Annotated in this window: 17 protein-coding genes; 9 read left to right on the plus strand and 8 right to left on the minus strand. The window is 60.9% G+C overall.

All coding sequences use genetic code 11. The annotated features are described in order from the left end of the window. Nucleotide 1 precedes the first annotated feature (1 nt). Both cyoE and IMX17_RS13365 read left to right on the plus strand, forming a co-directional pair. Nucleotides 2–892 (plus strand): heme o synthase, encoded by an 891-nt coding sequence (gene cyoE, locus IMX17_RS13360; RefSeq protein WP_025301761.1) that lies wholly within the window; start codon nucleotides 2–4, stop codon nucleotides 890–892. A 198-nt stretch (nucleotides 893–1,090) separates the two neighbouring features. Continuing rightward, on the plus strand, nucleotides 1,091–2,455 hold the full coding sequence (locus tag IMX17_RS13365; protein ID WP_028128216.1) for an MFS transporter: 1,365 nt from the start codon (nucleotides 1,091–1,093) through the stop codon (nucleotides 2,453–2,455). 34 nt (nucleotides 2,456–2,489) lie between these two features. Here the strand turns inward: IMX17_RS13365 and IMX17_RS13370 are convergent, their stop codons facing one another. After that, complete coding sequence (locus tag IMX17_RS13370) at nucleotides 2,490–2,981, minus strand: YajQ family cyclic di-GMP-binding protein (protein ID WP_004940373.1); 492 nt, start codon at nucleotides 2,979–2,981, stop codon at nucleotides 2,490–2,492. A 182-nt stretch (nucleotides 2,982–3,163) separates the two neighbouring features. Here IMX17_RS13370 and panE point away from each other — a divergent pair, with 182 nt between their 5' ends. Continuing rightward, nucleotides 3,164–4,075, plus strand: a complete 912-nt coding sequence (gene panE / locus IMX17_RS13375) for a 2-dehydropantoate 2-reductase (RefSeq protein WP_046897532.1) — start codon at nucleotides 3,164–3,166, stop codon at nucleotides 4,073–4,075. Further along, the gene (yajL, locus tag IMX17_RS13380) at nucleotides 4,038–4,628 is read left to right on the plus strand and encodes a protein deglycase YajL (protein WP_033642064.1); all 591 of its coding nucleotides are present in this window, start codon (nucleotides 4,038–4,040) and stop codon (nucleotides 4,626–4,628) included. Before panE ends, yajL begins: the two co-directional genes overlap by 38 nt. 66 nt (nucleotides 4,629–4,694) lie before the next feature. Here yajL and thiI read toward each other — a convergent pair whose 3' ends face one another. Then, the gene (thiI, locus tag IMX17_RS13385; protein ID WP_033642063.1) at nucleotides 4,695–6,143 is read right to left on the minus strand and encodes a tRNA uracil 4-sulfurtransferase ThiI; all 1,449 of its coding nucleotides are present in this window, start codon (nucleotides 6,141–6,143) and stop codon (nucleotides 4,695–4,697) included. Nucleotides 6,144–6,303: 160 nt separating this feature from the next. Between thiI and xseB the strand changes: the two genes are divergently transcribed. The 4 genes from xseB to IMX17_RS13405 all read left to right on the plus strand — a co-directional run bounded on the left by xseB (nucleotide 6,304) and on the right by IMX17_RS13405 (nucleotide 10,474). Next, nucleotides 6,304–6,567, plus strand: coding sequence for an exodeoxyribonuclease VII small subunit (gene xseB / locus IMX17_RS13390; RefSeq protein ID WP_033642062.1), 264 nt, complete (start codon nucleotides 6,304–6,306; stop codon nucleotides 6,565–6,567). Nucleotides 6,568–6,572: 5 nt separating this feature from the next. Further along, nucleotides 6,573–7,493 (plus strand): (2E,6E)-farnesyl diphosphate synthase, encoded by a 921-nt coding sequence (gene ispA / locus IMX17_RS13395; protein WP_182265030.1) that lies wholly within the window; start codon nucleotides 6,573–6,575, stop codon nucleotides 7,491–7,493. Nucleotides 7,494–7,527: 34 nt separating this feature from the next. Further along, entirely contained in the window at nucleotides 7,528–9,393 is a 1,866-nt protein-coding gene (gene dxs / locus IMX17_RS13400; RefSeq protein ID WP_031300022.1) for a 1-deoxy-D-xylulose-5-phosphate synthase, read from the plus strand. 106 nt (nucleotides 9,394–9,499) lie between these two features. Continuing rightward, the gene (locus IMX17_RS13405) at nucleotides 9,500–10,474 is read left to right on the plus strand and encodes an aldo/keto reductase (RefSeq protein ID WP_182265031.1); all 975 of its coding nucleotides are present in this window, start codon (nucleotides 9,500–9,502) and stop codon (nucleotides 10,472–10,474) included. A 32-nt stretch (nucleotides 10,475–10,506) separates the two neighbouring features. On the opposite strand, the gene pgpA is transcribed toward IMX17_RS13405, so the two are convergent. The 6 genes from pgpA to nrdR form a co-directional block, all read right to left on the minus strand. Beyond that, a complete protein-coding gene (pgpA, locus tag IMX17_RS13410) occupies nucleotides 10,507–11,001 on the minus strand; it encodes a phosphatidylglycerophosphatase A (protein ID WP_033634010.1) in 495 nt (164 codons plus the stop codon). Continuing rightward, the gene (gene thiL, locus IMX17_RS13415) at nucleotides 10,994–11,986 is read right to left on the minus strand and encodes a thiamine-phosphate kinase (protein WP_046897533.1); all 993 of its coding nucleotides are present in this window, start codon (nucleotides 11,984–11,986) and stop codon (nucleotides 10,994–10,996) included. Before thiL ends, pgpA begins: the two co-directional genes overlap by 8 nt. A gap of 52 nt (nucleotides 11,987–12,038) precedes the next feature. Further along, nucleotides 12,039–12,455: a transcription antitermination factor NusB gene (gene nusB / locus IMX17_RS13420; RefSeq protein ID WP_004940384.1), complete on the minus strand. Its 417-nt coding sequence runs from the start codon at nucleotides 12,453–12,455 to the stop codon at nucleotides 12,039–12,041. Between the two features lie 20 nt (nucleotides 12,456–12,475). Further along, on the minus strand, nucleotides 12,476–12,946 hold the full coding sequence (gene ribE, locus IMX17_RS13425) for a 6,7-dimethyl-8-ribityllumazine synthase (RefSeq protein ID WP_004940385.1): 471 nt from the start codon (nucleotides 12,944–12,946) through the stop codon (nucleotides 12,476–12,478). 107 nt (nucleotides 12,947–13,053) lie between these two features. Further along, complete coding sequence (gene ribD, locus IMX17_RS13430) at nucleotides 13,054–14,163, minus strand: bifunctional diaminohydroxyphosphoribosylaminopyrimidine deaminase/5-amino-6-(5-phosphoribosylamino)uracil reductase RibD (protein ID WP_193549837.1); 1,110 nt, start codon at nucleotides 14,161–14,163, stop codon at nucleotides 13,054–13,056. Between the two features lie 10 nt (nucleotides 14,164–14,173). Then, on the minus strand, nucleotides 14,174–14,623 hold the full coding sequence (nrdR, locus tag IMX17_RS13435) for a transcriptional regulator NrdR (protein ID WP_004940387.1): 450 nt from the start codon (nucleotides 14,621–14,623) through the stop codon (nucleotides 14,174–14,176). A gap of 175 nt (nucleotides 14,624–14,798) precedes the next feature. On the opposite strand from nrdR, the gene IMX17_RS13440 reads away from it, so the two are divergent. Further along, a complete protein-coding gene (locus tag IMX17_RS13440; protein WP_182265033.1) occupies nucleotides 14,799–15,359 on the plus strand; it encodes a DUF3251 domain-containing protein in 561 nt (186 codons plus the stop codon). The last annotated feature ends 39 nt before the right edge of the window (nucleotides 15,360–15,398 follow it).

The raw sequence follows: 15,398 nt of genomic DNA on the forward strand, positions 1-15,398 counted from the left end.
GATGATTAAGCAATACCTGCAAGTCACTAAACCAGGAATTATTTTCGGCAATTTAATTTCTGTCGTTGGGGGATTCCTGCTCGCTTCCAAAGGGAGCATCGACTATCCCCTGTTTCTCGCCACCCTGGTGGGTGTCTCGTTGGTGGTCGCGTCGGGCTGTGTGTTTAACAACTACATCGACCGCGACATCGACAAGAAGATGGAGAGAACGAAGAATCGGGTGCTGGTAAAAGGCCTGATCGCGCCGAGTGTCACCCTGGTTTATGCGACCGCGTTGGGTATTGTGGGCTTCGCGTTGCTGTATATCGCGGCCAACCCGCTGGCCATGTGGCTGGCGGTGATGGGCTTCGTGGTTTATGTCGGCGTTTATAGCCTGTACATGAAGCGCCACTCGGTCTACGGCACGCTGATCGGCAGCTTGTCGGGCGCCGCGCCGCCGGTTATCGGTTACTGCGCGGTCACCAACGAGTTCGACGCCGGCGCGTTGATCCTGCTGGCTATCTTTAGCCTGTGGCAGATGCCGCATTCTTATGCGATCGCTATCTTCCGCTTTAAAGATTACCAGGCGGCCAACATTCCGGTGCTGCCGGTGGTGAAAGGCATTTCCGTCGCCAAGAACCACATCACGGTCTACATCCTGGCGTTTATGATCGCCACGCTGATGCTGACCCTGGTGGGCTACGCCGGCTACAAATACCTGATCGTCGCTGCGGCGGTGAGCGTATGGTGGCTGGGCATGGCGCTGCGCGGTTACAAAACCGAAAACGACAGCGTCTGGGCGCGTAAACTGTTCGTGTTCTCCATCGTCGCCATCACCTCGCTGAGCGTGATGATGTCGATCGACTTCAGCGCCACGGCGGCGCCTGAAGCGCTGGTGACCTACGTTTGGTAAGCCAAATCATCTGTTAATGGGCCGCGTATGCGGCCCATTTTATTTGTCACGCCGAAAAGCGGCCAAACTGTAATATCTGTTAAACAACATTCGATTTACCCCCCCTGCCCTGCACACTAAAATGACGCAGCTTTACAGAAATCATGCCATCAGGCGCTGTCTCAACGTCTGATGGCATGGTTTTTACCGAGGTTTGACGTGAACGATAATTCAATGACCCCGCAGGAGCGCCGCGCCACCTGGGGATTGGGCACCGTATTCTCCCTGCGCATGCTCGGCATGTTTATGGTATTGCCGGTGTTGACCACCTACGGCATGGCGCTCAACGGCGCCAGCGAAGCGCTGATCGGCATCGCCATCGGCATTTACGGCCTGGCGCAGGCGGTATTTCAGATCCCGTTCGGCCTGGTGTCCGATCGCATCGGCCGTAAGCCGCTGATCGTCGGCGGCCTGCTGATCTTTGCCCTCGGCAGCGTGATCGCCGCCGTCACCGACTCTATTTGGGGCGTGATCCTCGGCCGCGCATTGCAGGGCTCCGGCGCCATCGCCGCCGCGGTGATGGCACTGCTCTCCGATCTGACCCGCGAGCAGAACCGCACCAAGGCGATGGCGTTTATCGGCGTCAGCTTCGGCATCACCTTCGCCATCGCCATGGTTCTGGGCCCTATCATCACCCACGCCTTCGGCCTGCACGCGCTGTTCTGGATGATCGCCGTGCTGGCGCTGGCCGGCATCGTCATCACCCTGGCGGTGGTGCCTTCCGCCGACACCCATCTGCTGAACCGCGAGTCCAGCATCGTGCGCGGCAGCTTCCGCAAAGTGCTGAGCAACTCGCGCCTGTTGAAACTCAACTTCGGCATCATGTGTCTGCACATTCTGCTGATGTCGAGTTTCGTGGCGCTGCCGCTGGCGATGGAAAAAGCCGGGCTGGCGGCCAGCGAACACTGGATCGTCTACCTGGTGACCATGCTGGTGTCGTTCGCCGCCGTGGTGCCGTTCATTATCTATGCCGAGAAATATCGCCGCATGAAGCAGGTATTTATGGGCTGCGTGGCGGTGCTGTTCTGCGCCGAAGTGCTGCTGTGGCTCTCCGGCGCTCATCTATGGGGCATCATCGCCGGCGTGCAGCTGTTCTTTATGGCCTTCAACGTGATGGAAGCCATCCTGCCTTCGCTGATCAGCAAAGAATCGCCGGCCGGCTACAAGGGCACCGCGATGGGGGTGTACTCCACCAGCCAGTTTATCGGCGTGGCGATCGGCGGCAGCCTTGGCGGCTGGCTGTACGGTTTGCAGGGGGCAGGCTTGGTGTTTATCGCCGGCGCGGTATTGGCCGCCGTCTGGTTCCTGGTCAGCAGCACCATGAAAGAGCCGCCGTATGTCAGCAGCCTGCGCATTACGCTGTCGGAACTGGCGGTGAAGGATTCGGCGCTGGAAAGCCGCCTGAAGGCGCAGCCCGGCGTGGCCGAGGCGATCGTGGTGCCGGAAGAGCGCAGCGCCTACGTCAAGGTGGATACCAAGCAGACCAATCGCGGTCAGTTGGAAGCGCTGGTCAATTCGCTGTAAAGAATCGGGGGCGGCCAAGCCGGCCCCGTCGAGATTAATCGCGGAAGTTCTTGAACTGGAACGGCTGGCCCAGATCGCCGCCGCGCACCAGCGCCATTACGCTCTGCAAATCGTCGCGTGACTTGCCGGTCACTCGCACTTCTTCGCCCTGGATCTGCGCCTGCACCTTCAGCTTGCTGTCTTTGATCAGCTTGACGATTTTCTTCGCCACGCTGGTTTCAATTCCCTGCTTCAGCTTGGCTTCCACGCTGTAGGTTTTACCGCTGTGGGTAAACTCTTCCGGGATCTCCAGCGCGGCGCCGTCGATGCTGCGCTTGCTCAGCTTTTCGCGCAGAATGTCGAGCAACTGCTGCACCTGGAAATCAGACTCGGTGGCAACCTTGATGCTTTGATTCTTCTCGTTTAGCTCAAAGCTGGCCGGCACGTTGCGAAAATCCCAGCGGGTGCCGAGATCGCGGGTGGCGTTCTCAACGGCGTTACGCACTTCCTGCATATCAATTTCGGAAACGATGTCGAAAGATGGCATACTTCTTCCTCCTGAATGAGTGCCTAATAGCTTAGGCGATTTTGATGCCGAGCATGATAACCGCTTTGCCGCCTCAGACAAAATCTGCTGAACGCACGCAGGGATAGCGCTTCAGGCTGCCATAAAGCCTATAGTTAATTCACGGTAATTGAGCGGTATTCCCGTGTTTCCAAGGAGACTGAATGAAAATAACCATTCTTGGTTGCGGCGCGCTCGGACAACTGTGGCTCTCCCGGCTGTATCAGCAGGGCCACGATGTACAGGGATGGCTAAGAGTGCCGCAGCCTTTTTGCGCCGTGAACGTGATAGAGCCGGAAGGCGTCTCGTTTAATCGCAATTTGCCCACCAACGATCCGGAGCACCTCGCGCAAAGCGAGCTGCTGCTGGTGACGCTGAAAGCCTGGCAGGTATCCAGCGCGGTCAGCGCGCTGTTGCCGAAGCTGAGCCCCCGATGCGCCATCTTGCTGCTGCACAACGGCATGGGCACTCAGGAGGAGCTGCCGCCGAACGGCCAGCCCATCTTGCAGGGCACCACCACCCACGCCGCGCGCCACGAAGGCAGCACCATTATCCACGTCGCCACCGGCATCACCCACATCGGCCCCACCTCACCGGCCGCCCAGCACCTCAGCCACCTGGCGGAAGTGCTGCATCAGGCGCTGCCCGACGTCGCCTGGCATAACAACATCGCCTCGGCCAACTGGCGCAAGCTGGCGGTCAACTGCGTGATCAACCCGCTGACGGCGCTGTACGGCTGCCGCAACGGCGATCTGCAGCGCTACCCGGAGCAGATTGAAACGCTGTGTCGTGAAGTCGCCAGCGTGATGGCCATGGAGGGTTACCACACCTCCTGCGAAGGCCTGATGCAATACGTGATGGACGTGATCCACAGCACCGCCGACAACGTTTCGTCGATGCTGCAGGATATCCGCAGCCAGCGGCATACCGAGATCGACTACATCACCGGCTACCTGCTGCGCCGCGCGCGCAGCCACGGCCTCACGCTGCCGGAGAATGCGCGGCTGTTTGAATTGATTAAACGAAAGGAAAATGAATATGAGCGTATCGGCGCTGGTCTGCCTGGCACCTGGTAGCGAAGAAACCGAAGCCGTCACCACCATCGATCTGCTGGTGCGGGCGGGCGTTAAAGTCACTACCGCCAGCGTCGCCGGCGACGGCGAGCTGACTATCGTTTGTTCGCGCGGCGTCAAGCTGCTGGCCGACGCGCCGCTGGTGGCGATCGTCGATGAGCCTTTCGACGCCATCGTGCTGCCCGGCGGCCTGCAGGGGGCGGAATGCTTCCGCGACAGTCCGCTGCTGGTGGAAAAAGTGCGGCAGATGCATCTGCAGGGCCACATCGTCGCCGCCATCTGCGCGGCCCCGGCGCTGGTGCTGCAGCACCACGATCTGTTCCCGATCGGCAACATGACCGGTTTCCCGGGTTTGAAAGATCGGATACCGGCGGATAAATGGATGGAGCGCCGCGTGGTGTACGACGCGCGCGTCAACCTGCTCACCAGTCAGGGGCCGGGCACCGCGATGGAGTTTGCGCTGAAGCTGATCGATCTGCTGCTCGGCAAGGCCAAAGCGGCGGAGATCGCCGCGCAGCTGGTGCTGATCCCTGGGATGTACGATTTCCGCGACTGAGCGGCTTGCCGATAAAAAAAGGGCTGAACACCGGTTCAGCCCCTCTCGTTTACGCCGCGGCCCGCGTTACGGGCGATAAACCTTCACGTTGCTGAAACCCTGCTCCAGCAGGTACAGCGCCTGCAGACGGCTCATCACGCCGCGCTCGCAGTACAGCAGATAGGTTTTGCTCTGATCCAGATCGCCGAACTGGGTGCTCAGCTTGTAGAACGGCAGCGCTTTCACTTCAACCTGTTCCAGCTGCAGCGGCTTCTCTTCCTGTTCGTCGTTGGAACGGATATCCAGGATCACCTCGTCGGCGCCGAAGGCTGCGACGGTTTCCACCTCGGTCACCTGCTCCTGCGCCTGCTCAGCGATGGAGCGAATATCGACGTTCTTCGCCTCGCTCACCACCCGATCGAGAATGCTGAAATCGAAGTGGCTTTCTTCCTCTTCAATCTTGGCCTTGACGGCTTTTACCGTCGGGCTCTTCGAAATCACGCCGCAGTATTCCGGCATGGTTTTGGCGAAGTCCTCGGTGCCGATTTCACGCGCCAGTTTGATGATGTGCTCTTTATCGTGCGAGATCAGCGGACGCAGGATCAGCGTATCGGACGCATTGTCGATCAAGCGCAGGTTGGTCAGCGTCTGGCTGGACACCTGCCCCAGCGCTTCACCGGTAACCAGCGCCTGCACGCCATAGCGTTCGGCCACTTGCGAAGCGGCGCGCACCATCATGCGCTTGAGCACCACGCCCATCTGGCCGTCGTCGACTTTCTCCAGGATCTCGCCCACCACCGGTTCGAAGTCGATGGCGACGAAGCGCACCTTGTGCGAGCTGGCGAAACGGTTCCACAGATAGTGCGCCACCTGCTTCACGCCAATCTCATGCGCGGCGCCGCCCAGGTTAAAGAAGCAGAAGTGCACGCGGCAGCCGCGACGCATCAGCATATAGCTGGACACGCCCGAGTCGAAACCGCCGGAAATCAGCGACATCACGTCTTCCTGAGTGCCGACCGGATAACCGCCGATGCCTTCGAGGCGGCGTTTAACCAACATCAGCTTGTCGTCTTCGATCTCGAGGTTTACCGTGACCTGCGGGCGGGTCAGGTTAACGCGCGCGCTGTCGATATGCTGGTTCAGACCGCCGCCGACGTAGCGCTCCACGTCCTGCGAGTTGAACGCCTGCTTGCCGCGGCGCTTGACGCGCACGCAGAAGGTTTTGCCTTCCAGCTGGGCGCGGTAGGCTTCCAGCGTCTGCTCGAAGATGTGGTGAATATCGGTATAAGCGCGATCTTCCACTTCCAGAATATGGTGGATGCCGGGAATGCGCGTCAGCGCGTCGGCGATGACCGGCCGCTGGTTTTCATCTTTGGCGCGAACTTCGATATGATCCCAGTGACGGACGACCGCCAGCGTTTCATCATACTGCTTCAGGACGTTGCGAATATTGGTCGAGAGAATCTTGATAAAGCGCAAGCGCACAGATTGGCTCTTGATGGTGATTTCCGGGAACAATTTAATGATAAACTTCATGGCGGTCTTTGTTGTCAGATAAGAATTACGGCGCGGAGTATATCACCATATCGCCGTGCTCTGCGCACAAAACCACACATGAGCGCCATGATTTGCTAATCAAGATCCGCTAGGATAGGCTCTGGCGCCAGGGTTCACATGATGACGTAAAAAGAAAATTATGCCGAAAAAACCAGCACAATCAGCCAGTACAGAGCAAACAGCCAGCTTTGAAAGCGCCCTCGGCGAGCTGGAAAGCATCGTGACGCGTCTGGAATCAGGCGAACTGCCGCTGGAAGACGCGCTGAACGAGTTCGAACGCGGTGTGCAGCTGGCGCGTCAAGGCCAGCAGAAACTGCAACAGGCGGAACAGCGTGTGCAGATCCTCCTTAACGACAGCGCCGACGACGCGGCGTTGGCGCCTTTCACACCGGATACCGAGTAACCGACATGTCTGAGATCGTCCCATCGGCCGCTTTTGCCGATCAACTGCAGATTTTCCGCCGGCGCGCCGATCGCGCGCTGCTGGATTTCATCGCCCCGCTGCCGTTCAACGACGGCAACATGGTGGCGGCGATGCGTCATGGCGCCTTACTGGGCGGCAAGCGCCTGCGCCCGTTCCTGGTGTACACCATCGGCCAGATGTTCGGCGTATCGCTGACCAACCTGGACGCGCCGGCGGCGGCGGTGGAATGCATTCACGCCTACTCGCTGATCCACGACGATCTGCCGGCGATGGACGACGACGATCTGCGCCGCGGCCAGCCGACCTGCCACATTAAATTCGGCGAAGCCAACGCGATCCTGGCCGGCGATGCGCTGCAAACGCTGGCGTTTTCGATCCTGGCCGATGCCGAAATGCCCGACGTGGCGCTGCGCGATCGGCTGGCGATGGTCTCCGAACTGGCGGCAGCCAGCGGCGTCGCCGGCATGTGCGGCGGCCAATCGCTGGATCTGGAAGCCGAAGGCAAGCGCGTCGATCTGCAGGCCCTGGAACAGATCCACCGCCACAAAACCGGCGCGCTGATCCGCGCCGCGGTGCGTCTGGGCGCGCTGAGCGCCGGCGAAGCAGGACGAGCGGCGCTGCCGCAGCTGGATCGTTACGCCGCCGCGGTCGGCCTGGCGTTCCAGGTGCAGGATGACATTTTGGACGTTGTCGGCGAGACTGAAAAGATCGGCAAGCGCCAGGGAGCGGACCAACAACACGGAAAGAGTACCTACCCGGCGTTACTCGGGCTTGACAGCGCGAAAGCAAAAGCGTGGGATCTCTATCAGGAAGCATTAGCTGCATTAGACACTTTGGCAGCGCAATCTTATAACACAGCGCCATTGCGAGCGTTAGCCAGCTTCATTATTGAACGCGACAATTAACGTGTGACGTTAACTCCTCTGATATGAGTATCGAATGAGTCTTGATATAGCCAAATACCCAACCCTGGCGCTAGCGGAAAACCCCGAGGAACTCCGCTCACTGCCCAAAGAGAGCTTGCCGAAGCTGTGCGATGAGCTGCGGCAATATCTGCTGAACAGCGTCAGTCGCTCCAGCGGCCACTTTGCCTCCGGGCTGGGTACCGTCGAACTGACGGTGGCGTTGCATTTCGTCTACAACACGCCGTTCGATCATCTGGTGTGGGACGTCGGCCACCAGGCCTACCCGCACAAAATCCTGACCGGCCGCCGCGATCGGATCGCCACTATCCGGCAAAAGAACGGCCTGCACCCCTTCCCGTGGCGCGCCGAAAGCGAATATGACGTGCTGTCGGTCGGCCATTCGTCAACCTCGATCAGCGCCGGCCTCGGCATGGCGGTGGCGGCAGAGCGTGAAGGCAAAGGCCGCCGCACGGTGTGCGTGATCGGCGATGGCGCCATCACCGCCGGCATGGCGTTCGAAGCGATGAACCACGCCGGTGACATCAATCCGGACATGCTGGTGGTGCTGAACGACAACGAGATGTCGATCTCGGAAAACGTCGGCGCGCTGAACAACCATCTGGCGCAGCTGCTGTCCGGCAAGCTTTACTCCACCCTGCGCGAAGGCGGCAAGAAAGTGCTGGCCGGCGTGCCGCCGATCAAGGAGCTGGTGAAACGCACCGAAGAGCACCTGAAAGGCATGGTGGTGCCGGGTACGCTGTTCGAAGAGCTGGGCTTCAACTACATCGGTCCGGTAGACGGGCACGACGTACAGGGCCTGGTCGCCACGTTGAAAAACATGCGCGATCTGAAAGGCCCGCAGCTGTTGCACATCATGACCAAGAAAGGCCGCGGTTACGCGCCGGCGGAGAAGGATCCGATCAGCTTCCACGCGGTGCCGAAGTTCGATCCCGCCAGCGGCACGCTGCCGAAAAGCGCCGGCGGTCTGCCGACCTATTCGAAAATCTTCGGCGACTGGCTGTGTGAAACCGCCGCCAAAGACAGCTCACTGATGGCGATCACGCCGGCGATGCGCGAAGGTTCCGGCATGGTGCAGTTCTCGCGCGACTATCCGCAACAATATTTCGATGTGGCGATCGCCGAGCAGCACGCGGTCACCTTCGCCGCCGGGCTGGCGATCGGCGGCTACAAGCCGGTGGTGGCGATCTACTCCACCTTCCTGCAACGCGCCTACGATCAGTTGATCCATGACGTGGCGATCCAAAACCTGCCGGTGATGTTCGCCATCGATCGCGGCGGCATCGTCGGCGCCGACGGCCAGACCCACCAGGGGGCGTTCGATCTGTCGTTCATGCGCTGCATCCCGACCATGGTGATCATGACGCCGAGCGACGAAAACGAATGCCGCCAGATGCTGTATACCGGCTATCACTACAACGACGGCCCGAGCGCCGTGCGCTATCCGCGCGGCACCGGCACCGGCGCGGCGCTGGAGCCGCTCAGCCTGCTGCCGATCGGCAAAGGCGTGGTGCGTCGCCAGGGGGAAAAGATCGCCATTCTCAACTTCGGCACCCTGCTGCCGGAGGCCGCGCAAGCGGCGGAAGCGCTCAACGCCACGCTGGTCGACATGCGCTTCGTCAAACCGCTGGACGAGCAGCTGGTGCTCGAACTGGCCGCCAGCCATGAAACACTGGTCACGCTGGAAGAGAACGCCATCATGGGCGGCGCCGGCAGCGGCGTCAACGAACTGCTGATGGCCAAACGCCGTCCGGTGCCGGTGCTGAACCTCGGCCTGCCGGACAGCTTCGTCTCGCAGGGCACCCAGGAAGAACTGCGCGCCGATCTGGGGCTGGACGCCGCCGGCATTCAGCGCCAGATCGAAACCTGGCTGGCGCAGTAATCGCCGCCCGCCCTGATAAAACGCCTCCGCCTTCGGGGGCGTTTTCATTTCCGCCCTCCGGGATCCGCGCTACAGTTACTGTCTGAGCTGTGAATGGGAGGCAAGCATGAAGTATCTCAAACTGGGCAACACCGATCTGAACGTCTCGCGCATCTGCCTGGGTTGTATGACCTACGGCGAACCGAGCCGCGGCAATCACGCCTGGACGCTGCCGGAAGAGAGCAGCCGCCCGCTGTTGAAACAGGCGCTGGAAGCCGGCATCAACTTTTTCGACACCGCCAACAGCTATTCCGACGGCAGCAGCGAGGAGATCCTCGGCCGGGCGCTACGCGACTATGCACGCCGCGAGGAGGTGGTGATCGCCACCAAGGTCTATTTCCCGCTGAGCAACCTGGAGCGCGGTTTGTCGCGCGCCAACATCATGCAGTCCATCGACGACAGCCTACGCCGTCTCGGCACCGACTATGTCGATTTGCTGCAAATCCATCGCTGGGATTACGAAACGCCGCTGGAAGAGACGCTGGAAGCGCTGCACGACGTGGTGAAAGCCGGTAAGGCGCGTTACATCGGCGCCTCCTCGATGTACGCCTGGCAGTTCGCCAAGGCGCTGTATACCGCCGATCTGCACGGCTGGACGCGCTTCGTCAGCATGCAGGATCAATACAACCTGATCCAGCGCGAAGAAGAGCGCGAGATGCACCCGCTGTGCGCCGCCGAAGGCATCGCCGTACTGCCGTGGAGCCCGCTGGCGCGCGGCCGCCTGACCCGACCCTGGGGCGAAACCACCGCGCGGCTGGTTTCCGACCAGTTCGGCAAGAGCCTGTACGAAGAAACTGAAGGCATCGACGCCATTATCGCCGAACGCGTCGCTAGCCTCGCCGAAGAACGCGGCGTTTCACGCGCGCAGATCGCGCTGGCTTGGCTGCTGAACAAACCGGCGGTCAGCGCGCCGATCGTTGGCGCGTCACGCAGCGAGCAGTTGGACGACGCCATTGCCGCGGTCGATTTGAGTTTGTCGCCGCAAGAGGTGGCGGAGTTGGAAACGGCTTACGTGCCGCATCGGGTGACGGGGTTTGAATAAGAGAAGCGGGCGCGAAGAACCGCGCCCGGCTGTCAGAACAGCCCGATCGGCCAGTGGTGCCCAATCAGGTAGATGATGCCCGCAGACAGCACGCCGGCGATGATATCGTCGACCATGATGCCCATGCCGCCATGCACGTTGCGGTCAAACCAGCGGATCGGCCACGGCTTCCACATGTCCAGAATGCGGAAGATGACGAAACCGGCGGCGACCCAGCGCCAATCGTTGACCGGCAGCGCCATCAGCGTGATCCACATGCCGACGAACTCATCCCAGACGATGCTGCCGTGATCGTGCACCTTCATGTCTTTTGCCGTGCGGTGGCAAATATAGACGCCGATGCAAATGCTGAACATCACCGTCAGCGAGTAGAGCTGCCACGGCAGTTGGATCAGCAGCAGCCAGAACGGGATCGCCGCCAGCGATCCCATGGTGCCCGGCATCACCGGTGACAAACCGCTGCCGAAACCGGTGGCCAGCAGGTGCCACGGATTGCTCATCCGCAGCCGACGCTTGGCTTCATCCATGGGTGCCCGGCTCCGCGTTGAAATGATCGAACCCGGCCCAGTCCAGCACCACCGCCTCGTCGTTGCGGTAATAGCGAATGCCTTCAGACAGCGGGCCAATCTGGCCGATACAGGTGTAATCGGCCCCGAGGTGGCTCAGCGCCACGTCCAGCGCGCCGCGGTTGATCTCCGGCACGGTGAAGCACAGCTCGTAGTCTTCGCCGCCCGCCAGCGCCCAACGCAGCGCCTGCTCGGCATCCGCGTGGCTGCTCAGCGCCTGCGACATCGGCAGCTCATCCAGCACGATGCGCGCGCCGCAGTCGCTGGCCTTCAGGATGTGTTTCAGATCGGAGATCAGGCCGTCGGAGATGTCGATCGCCGAACTGGCCAGATCGCGCAATGCCTGCCCCTGCAACACCCGCGGCTGCGGGCGCAGATGGCGAGCGACCAGATAATCGCGCGCCGCGCTATCCGTCACCGCCAGACGATCCTGCAGAATCGCCAGACCGGCGGCGCTGTCGCCCAGCGTGCCGGTCACATAGATCCAGTCGCCGATGCGCGCGCCGCTGCGGGTTAACGCCCGGCCGGCCGGGATCAAGCCCTGAATGGTCAAGGTCATGCTCAGCGGGCCGCGCGTGGTATCACCGCCGATCAGCTGCATGCCGTAATAGTTGAGCTGATCAAACAGGCTGTCGCTGAAGGCCTTCAGCCAGGGCTCGTTCACCTCCGGCAGGGTCAGGGCCAGCGAGAGCCACGCCGGATCGGCGCCCATCGCCGCCAGATCGCTCAGATTGACCGCCAGCGCTTTATACCCGAGATCGGCCGGATCGATGTCCGGCAGGAAGTGAATGCCCGCGACCAACGTATCGGTACTGACGGCCACCAGCTGTTTTTCCGGCACTGCCAGCAGTGCGCAGTCATCTCCAATGCCCAACTGTACATCCCGGCGCACGCGCTTAAACCGGTCAAAATAGCGGGCAATGAGGTCAAATTCGCCGCATGCCATATCGATATTCCACTAGAAGAAATTAAGGCCGGGAATGCCGGCCTTAATGTTTTTACTTTTTCTTGCGAAGGGTTGGCGCCACTTTATCCAGCACCCCGTTCACAAACTTGTGGCTGTCTTCCGCGCCGAAGGTTTTCGCCAGTTCGATCGCTTCGTTGATCGCCACCTTGTAAGGGACATCCTCGCGCATTTTCAGTTCAAACAGCGCGACGCGCAGCACCGCGCGTTCCACCTGGCCCAGCTCTTCGAGCTGACGCGACAGGTAAGGCGCCATCAGTTCGTCCAGCATACCTGCATTCACTGCCGCGCCGGACAGCAACTCGCGAAAATAGGCGACGTCAACATCTTTGACATCCTGCTCCGTCAGGAACTGGTGTTCAACATCGGCAAGGTCGTTTTTAGACAACTGCCAAGAGTAAAGCGCTTGAACAGCGCACTCACGAGCGCGGCGACGAGCAGCAGGTTTCACGGAATTCCCCTTAACTAAATTCAGGCTTTAATAGCTTTGATAACATTAATCATTTCAAGTGCGGTCAACGCGGCTTCAGCGCCCTTGTTGCCCGCTTTGGTGCCGGCGCGTTCGATCGCCTGTTCGATGCTTTCGGTGGTCAGCACGCCAAAGGCAACCGGGATTTCGGCATTCATCGCAACGTTGCCGATGCCGGAGCTGGCTTCGCCCGCCACATATTCGAAGTGCGCGGTGCCCCCACGGATAACGGTGCCCAGCGCGATAACCGCGTCGTATTTGCCGGTTTTGGCCAATACGCTCGCCGTCAGCGGCAGCTCGTAAGCGCCCGGGACCCAGACAACGGTGATGTTGTCGTCAGCAACCTGACCAATGCGTTTCAGCGCGTCGATGGCGCCTTCCAGCAGGCTGTCGTTGATGAAATTGTTAAAACGTGCAATTGCGATCGCCACACGGGCATTTGGAGTAGCAACAACACCTTCGATAACTTTCATGGGCTTTCCTTAAAAATGGGTTCAATACCCCGCAGGGGGGCGGATTCTATCATATTCTTTCATCGCCTGCGCGGCGCTTTTGTAAAACCGGCGCGCGGGCGCGAGATTCAATGTTTCGCCCGCAGGCGCAAACGCAGATCGGGGCCAACCTGGCGCACGTCGCTAAAGACGAATTCCGGTGCGTCGGCCAGACGCTCAAGGCCCGGCAAATGACACAGGCCGCGGCCATTATCGCCCAACAGTTTTGGCGCGATGTACAAAATGAGCTCATCCACCAGGCCGGCCTGCAGCAGCGCGCCGGCCAGCGTCGCCCCCGCCTCCACCCAGATTGAATTCACCTGGCGCTTGGCCAACAGCATCATCATCACCACCAGATCGACGCCGCCGCCGTGCGCCGGGCAGATGAACTGCTCGACGTCTTGCGGCCAGGCCTGTTCATCCGCCTGCAGGCGCGCCAGCAAGGTGGCGCCCGGCTGCTGCACCACGCGGTGTTGCGGGGTAATGCGATTTTGGCTGTCCAGCAGGATGCGCAGCGGCTGACGCAGATTTTCGCGCGGATAGAGGCTCTGGGTTTCGGCGTCCAGCTCATCCCAACGCACCGTCAGCGACGGATCGTCCGCCAGCACGGTGGCGCTGGTGCTGAGAATCGCGGCGCTCTGCGCGCGCAGCCGCTGCACGTCCTGACGCGCTTCGGGTGAGGTGATCCACTGGCTTTCGCCGGAGGCCATCGCCGTGCGGCCGTCCAGCGACGCGCCCAGCTTCAGTTGCACATAGGGAAAACCGGTGCGCATGCGTTTGAGGAAGCCCAGGTTGACCGCTTCGGCTTCGGCCAGCATCAGGCCATGACGCACCTCGACGCCGGCCTGCTGCAGCTTGTACAAGCCGCGCCCGGCCACCTGAGGATTGGGATCTTGCATCGCCGCGACCACTCGCGTTACGCCGGCGGCCACCAGCGCATCGGCACAGGGCGGCGTGCGGCCGTGATGGCTGCACGGCTCGAGCGTCACATAGGCGGTGGCGCCGCGCGCCTTGTCGCCCGCCATGCGCAGCGCATGCACTTCCGCGTGCGGCTCGCCGGCGCGCAGATGATAACCTTCACCGACAATTTCGCCGTCGCGCACGATAACGCAGCCGACGTTCGGATTGGGCGCGGTAGTGAAACGCCCCAGCCGCGCCAGCTCGAAGGCGCGCGCCATGTAAAATTCGTCGTGATGCATGAAAGATCCTTTAGTCTTGCAGGCGGGCAATCTCTTCGCCGAACTCGCGCACGTCTTCGAAGCTGCGGTACACCGACGCGAAGCGAATGTAGGCGACCTTATCCAGCTTTTTCAGCGCGTCCATCACCAGATTGCCGACTAACTTGGTCGGCACTTCGCGTTCGCCGGTGGCGCGCAGTTGGGATTTGATATGGTTAAGGGCGTTTTCCACGTCGTCCGAGCTGACCGGGCGCTTCTCCAGCGCTTTCAGCATGCCGCGACGCAGCTTGTCTTCGTTGAACGGCTCGCGCACCTCATCGCTTTTAATCACTCGCGGCATCACCAACTCGGCCACCTCGAAGGTGGTGAAACGTTCATTGCACACCAGACACTGGCGGCGGCGGCGCACTTGCGAACCGTCCCCCACCAGGCGGGAATCAATGACTTTGGTATCAACGGCGGCGCAGAAAGGGCAATGCATAACACGTCCTGATAAACGTTTTTTATAGATAAATGCAGTTTAACCCGAAGTGAAGCCACAACAAAGGGCGTCGGCCATTTGTTGCGACACGCAGCCGGGAAGCGGTGCCGATATGACTTTCCCCTCCGGGCGGACTAAGCTGATAACAGGAGATTCAGCATAGGAAATCGCCGTCATGACAACCCGTTACCCCAAAATCGCCCTGCTCGCCGCCGCCGCGTTGCTCAGTGGCTGCGCGCACAACGCCGCCGTGCCTCAGCTGCGCCATCAGGTCGCGGCGCTGAACCAGAAAATGAGCGTATTGACCGATCAGGCCACCGCGCTGGAGCGGCAAAACCAGCTCAATCAGCACTCCGATAACGGCGTCTACCTGCTGCCGGCTGCGCGGAGCGCCGCCCGTTTGCAAAGCGACATCGGCGAGCTGAGCGTTTCGCTGAGCCACATCAAGAGCGAAGCCAACGGCACCCAGGCGCAATTGCATGTGCGCATCCTCTCACAGGCCACGCTGCCGCCGTTTAAAGCGGTGGTGGAATGGGGCCAACTGGACGCGGCCACCGGCCGGCCATTGACCGCCGAGGCGCTGTCGCAACCGATCGCCAGCGCCGACTCGCTGCTGCCGAAACCCGGCCAGGACTTCGAGCTGCGCTTCAGCGGCCTGACGCCGGAACAGCTGGGCTATATCCGTCTGCACAGCCTGGTTTCGACCGCCCAGCCGGCGGTGGTGCAGCCGCGCTGAAATCGAGGCAAAAAAAAGGAGCGCCCATCGGCGCTCCTT

The sequence above is a fragment of the Serratia sp. X3 genome (assembly GCF_014982455.1).
GTDB classification, from domain to species: Bacteria; Pseudomonadota; Gammaproteobacteria; order Enterobacterales; family Enterobacteriaceae; genus Serratia; species Serratia ureilytica.

Bases quoted from the DNA above. Each gene is read 5' to 3' on its own strand.
- IMX17_RS13440 (WP_182265033.1), top strand. From the start codon at position 14,799: ATGACAACCCGTTACCCCAAAATCGCCCTGCTCGCCGCCGCCGCGTTG.
- ribE (WP_004940385.1), bottom strand. From the start codon at position 12,946: ATGAAAGTTATCGAAGGTGTTGTTGCTACTCCAAATGCCCGTGTGGCG.
- thiI (WP_033642063.1), bottom strand. From the start codon at position 6,143: ATGAAGTTTATCATTAAATTGTTCCCGGAAATCACCATCAAGAGCCAA.
- dxs (WP_031300022.1), top strand. From the start codon at position 7,528: ATGAGTCTTGATATAGCCAAATACCCAACCCTGGCGCTAGCGGAAAAC.
- ribD (WP_193549837.1), bottom strand. From the start codon at position 14,163: ATGCATCACGACGAATTTTACATGGCGCGCGCCTTCGAGCTGGCGCGG.
- IMX17_RS13405 (WP_182265031.1), top strand. From the start codon at position 9,500: ATGAAGTATCTCAAACTGGGCAACACCGATCTGAACGTCTCGCGCATC.
- xseB (WP_033642062.1), top strand. From the start codon at position 6,304: ATGCCGAAAAAACCAGCACAATCAGCCAGTACAGAGCAAACAGCCAGC.
- ispA (WP_182265030.1), top strand. From the start codon at position 6,573: ATGTCTGAGATCGTCCCATCGGCCGCTTTTGCCGATCAACTGCAGATT.
- IMX17_RS13370 (WP_004940373.1), bottom strand. From the start codon at position 2,981: ATGCCATCTTTCGACATCGTTTCCGAAATTGATATGCAGGAAGTGCGT.
- nrdR (WP_004940387.1), bottom strand. From the start codon at position 14,623: ATGCATTGCCCTTTCTGCGCCGCCGTTGATACCAAAGTCATTGATTCC.
- cyoE (WP_025301761.1), top strand. From the start codon at position 2: ATGATTAAGCAATACCTGCAAGTCACTAAACCAGGAATTATTTTCGGC.
- thiL (WP_046897533.1), bottom strand. From the start codon at position 11,986: ATGGCATGCGGCGAATTTGACCTCATTGCCCGCTATTTTGACCGGTTT.
- panE (WP_046897532.1), top strand. From the start codon at position 3,164: ATGAAAATAACCATTCTTGGTTGCGGCGCGCTCGGACAACTGTGGCTC.
- yajL (WP_033642064.1), top strand. From the start codon at position 4,038: ATGAGCGTATCGGCGCTGGTCTGCCTGGCACCTGGTAGCGAAGAAACC.
- pgpA (WP_033634010.1), bottom strand. From the start codon at position 11,001: ATGGATGAAGCCAAGCGTCGGCTGCGGATGAGCAATCCGTGGCACCTG.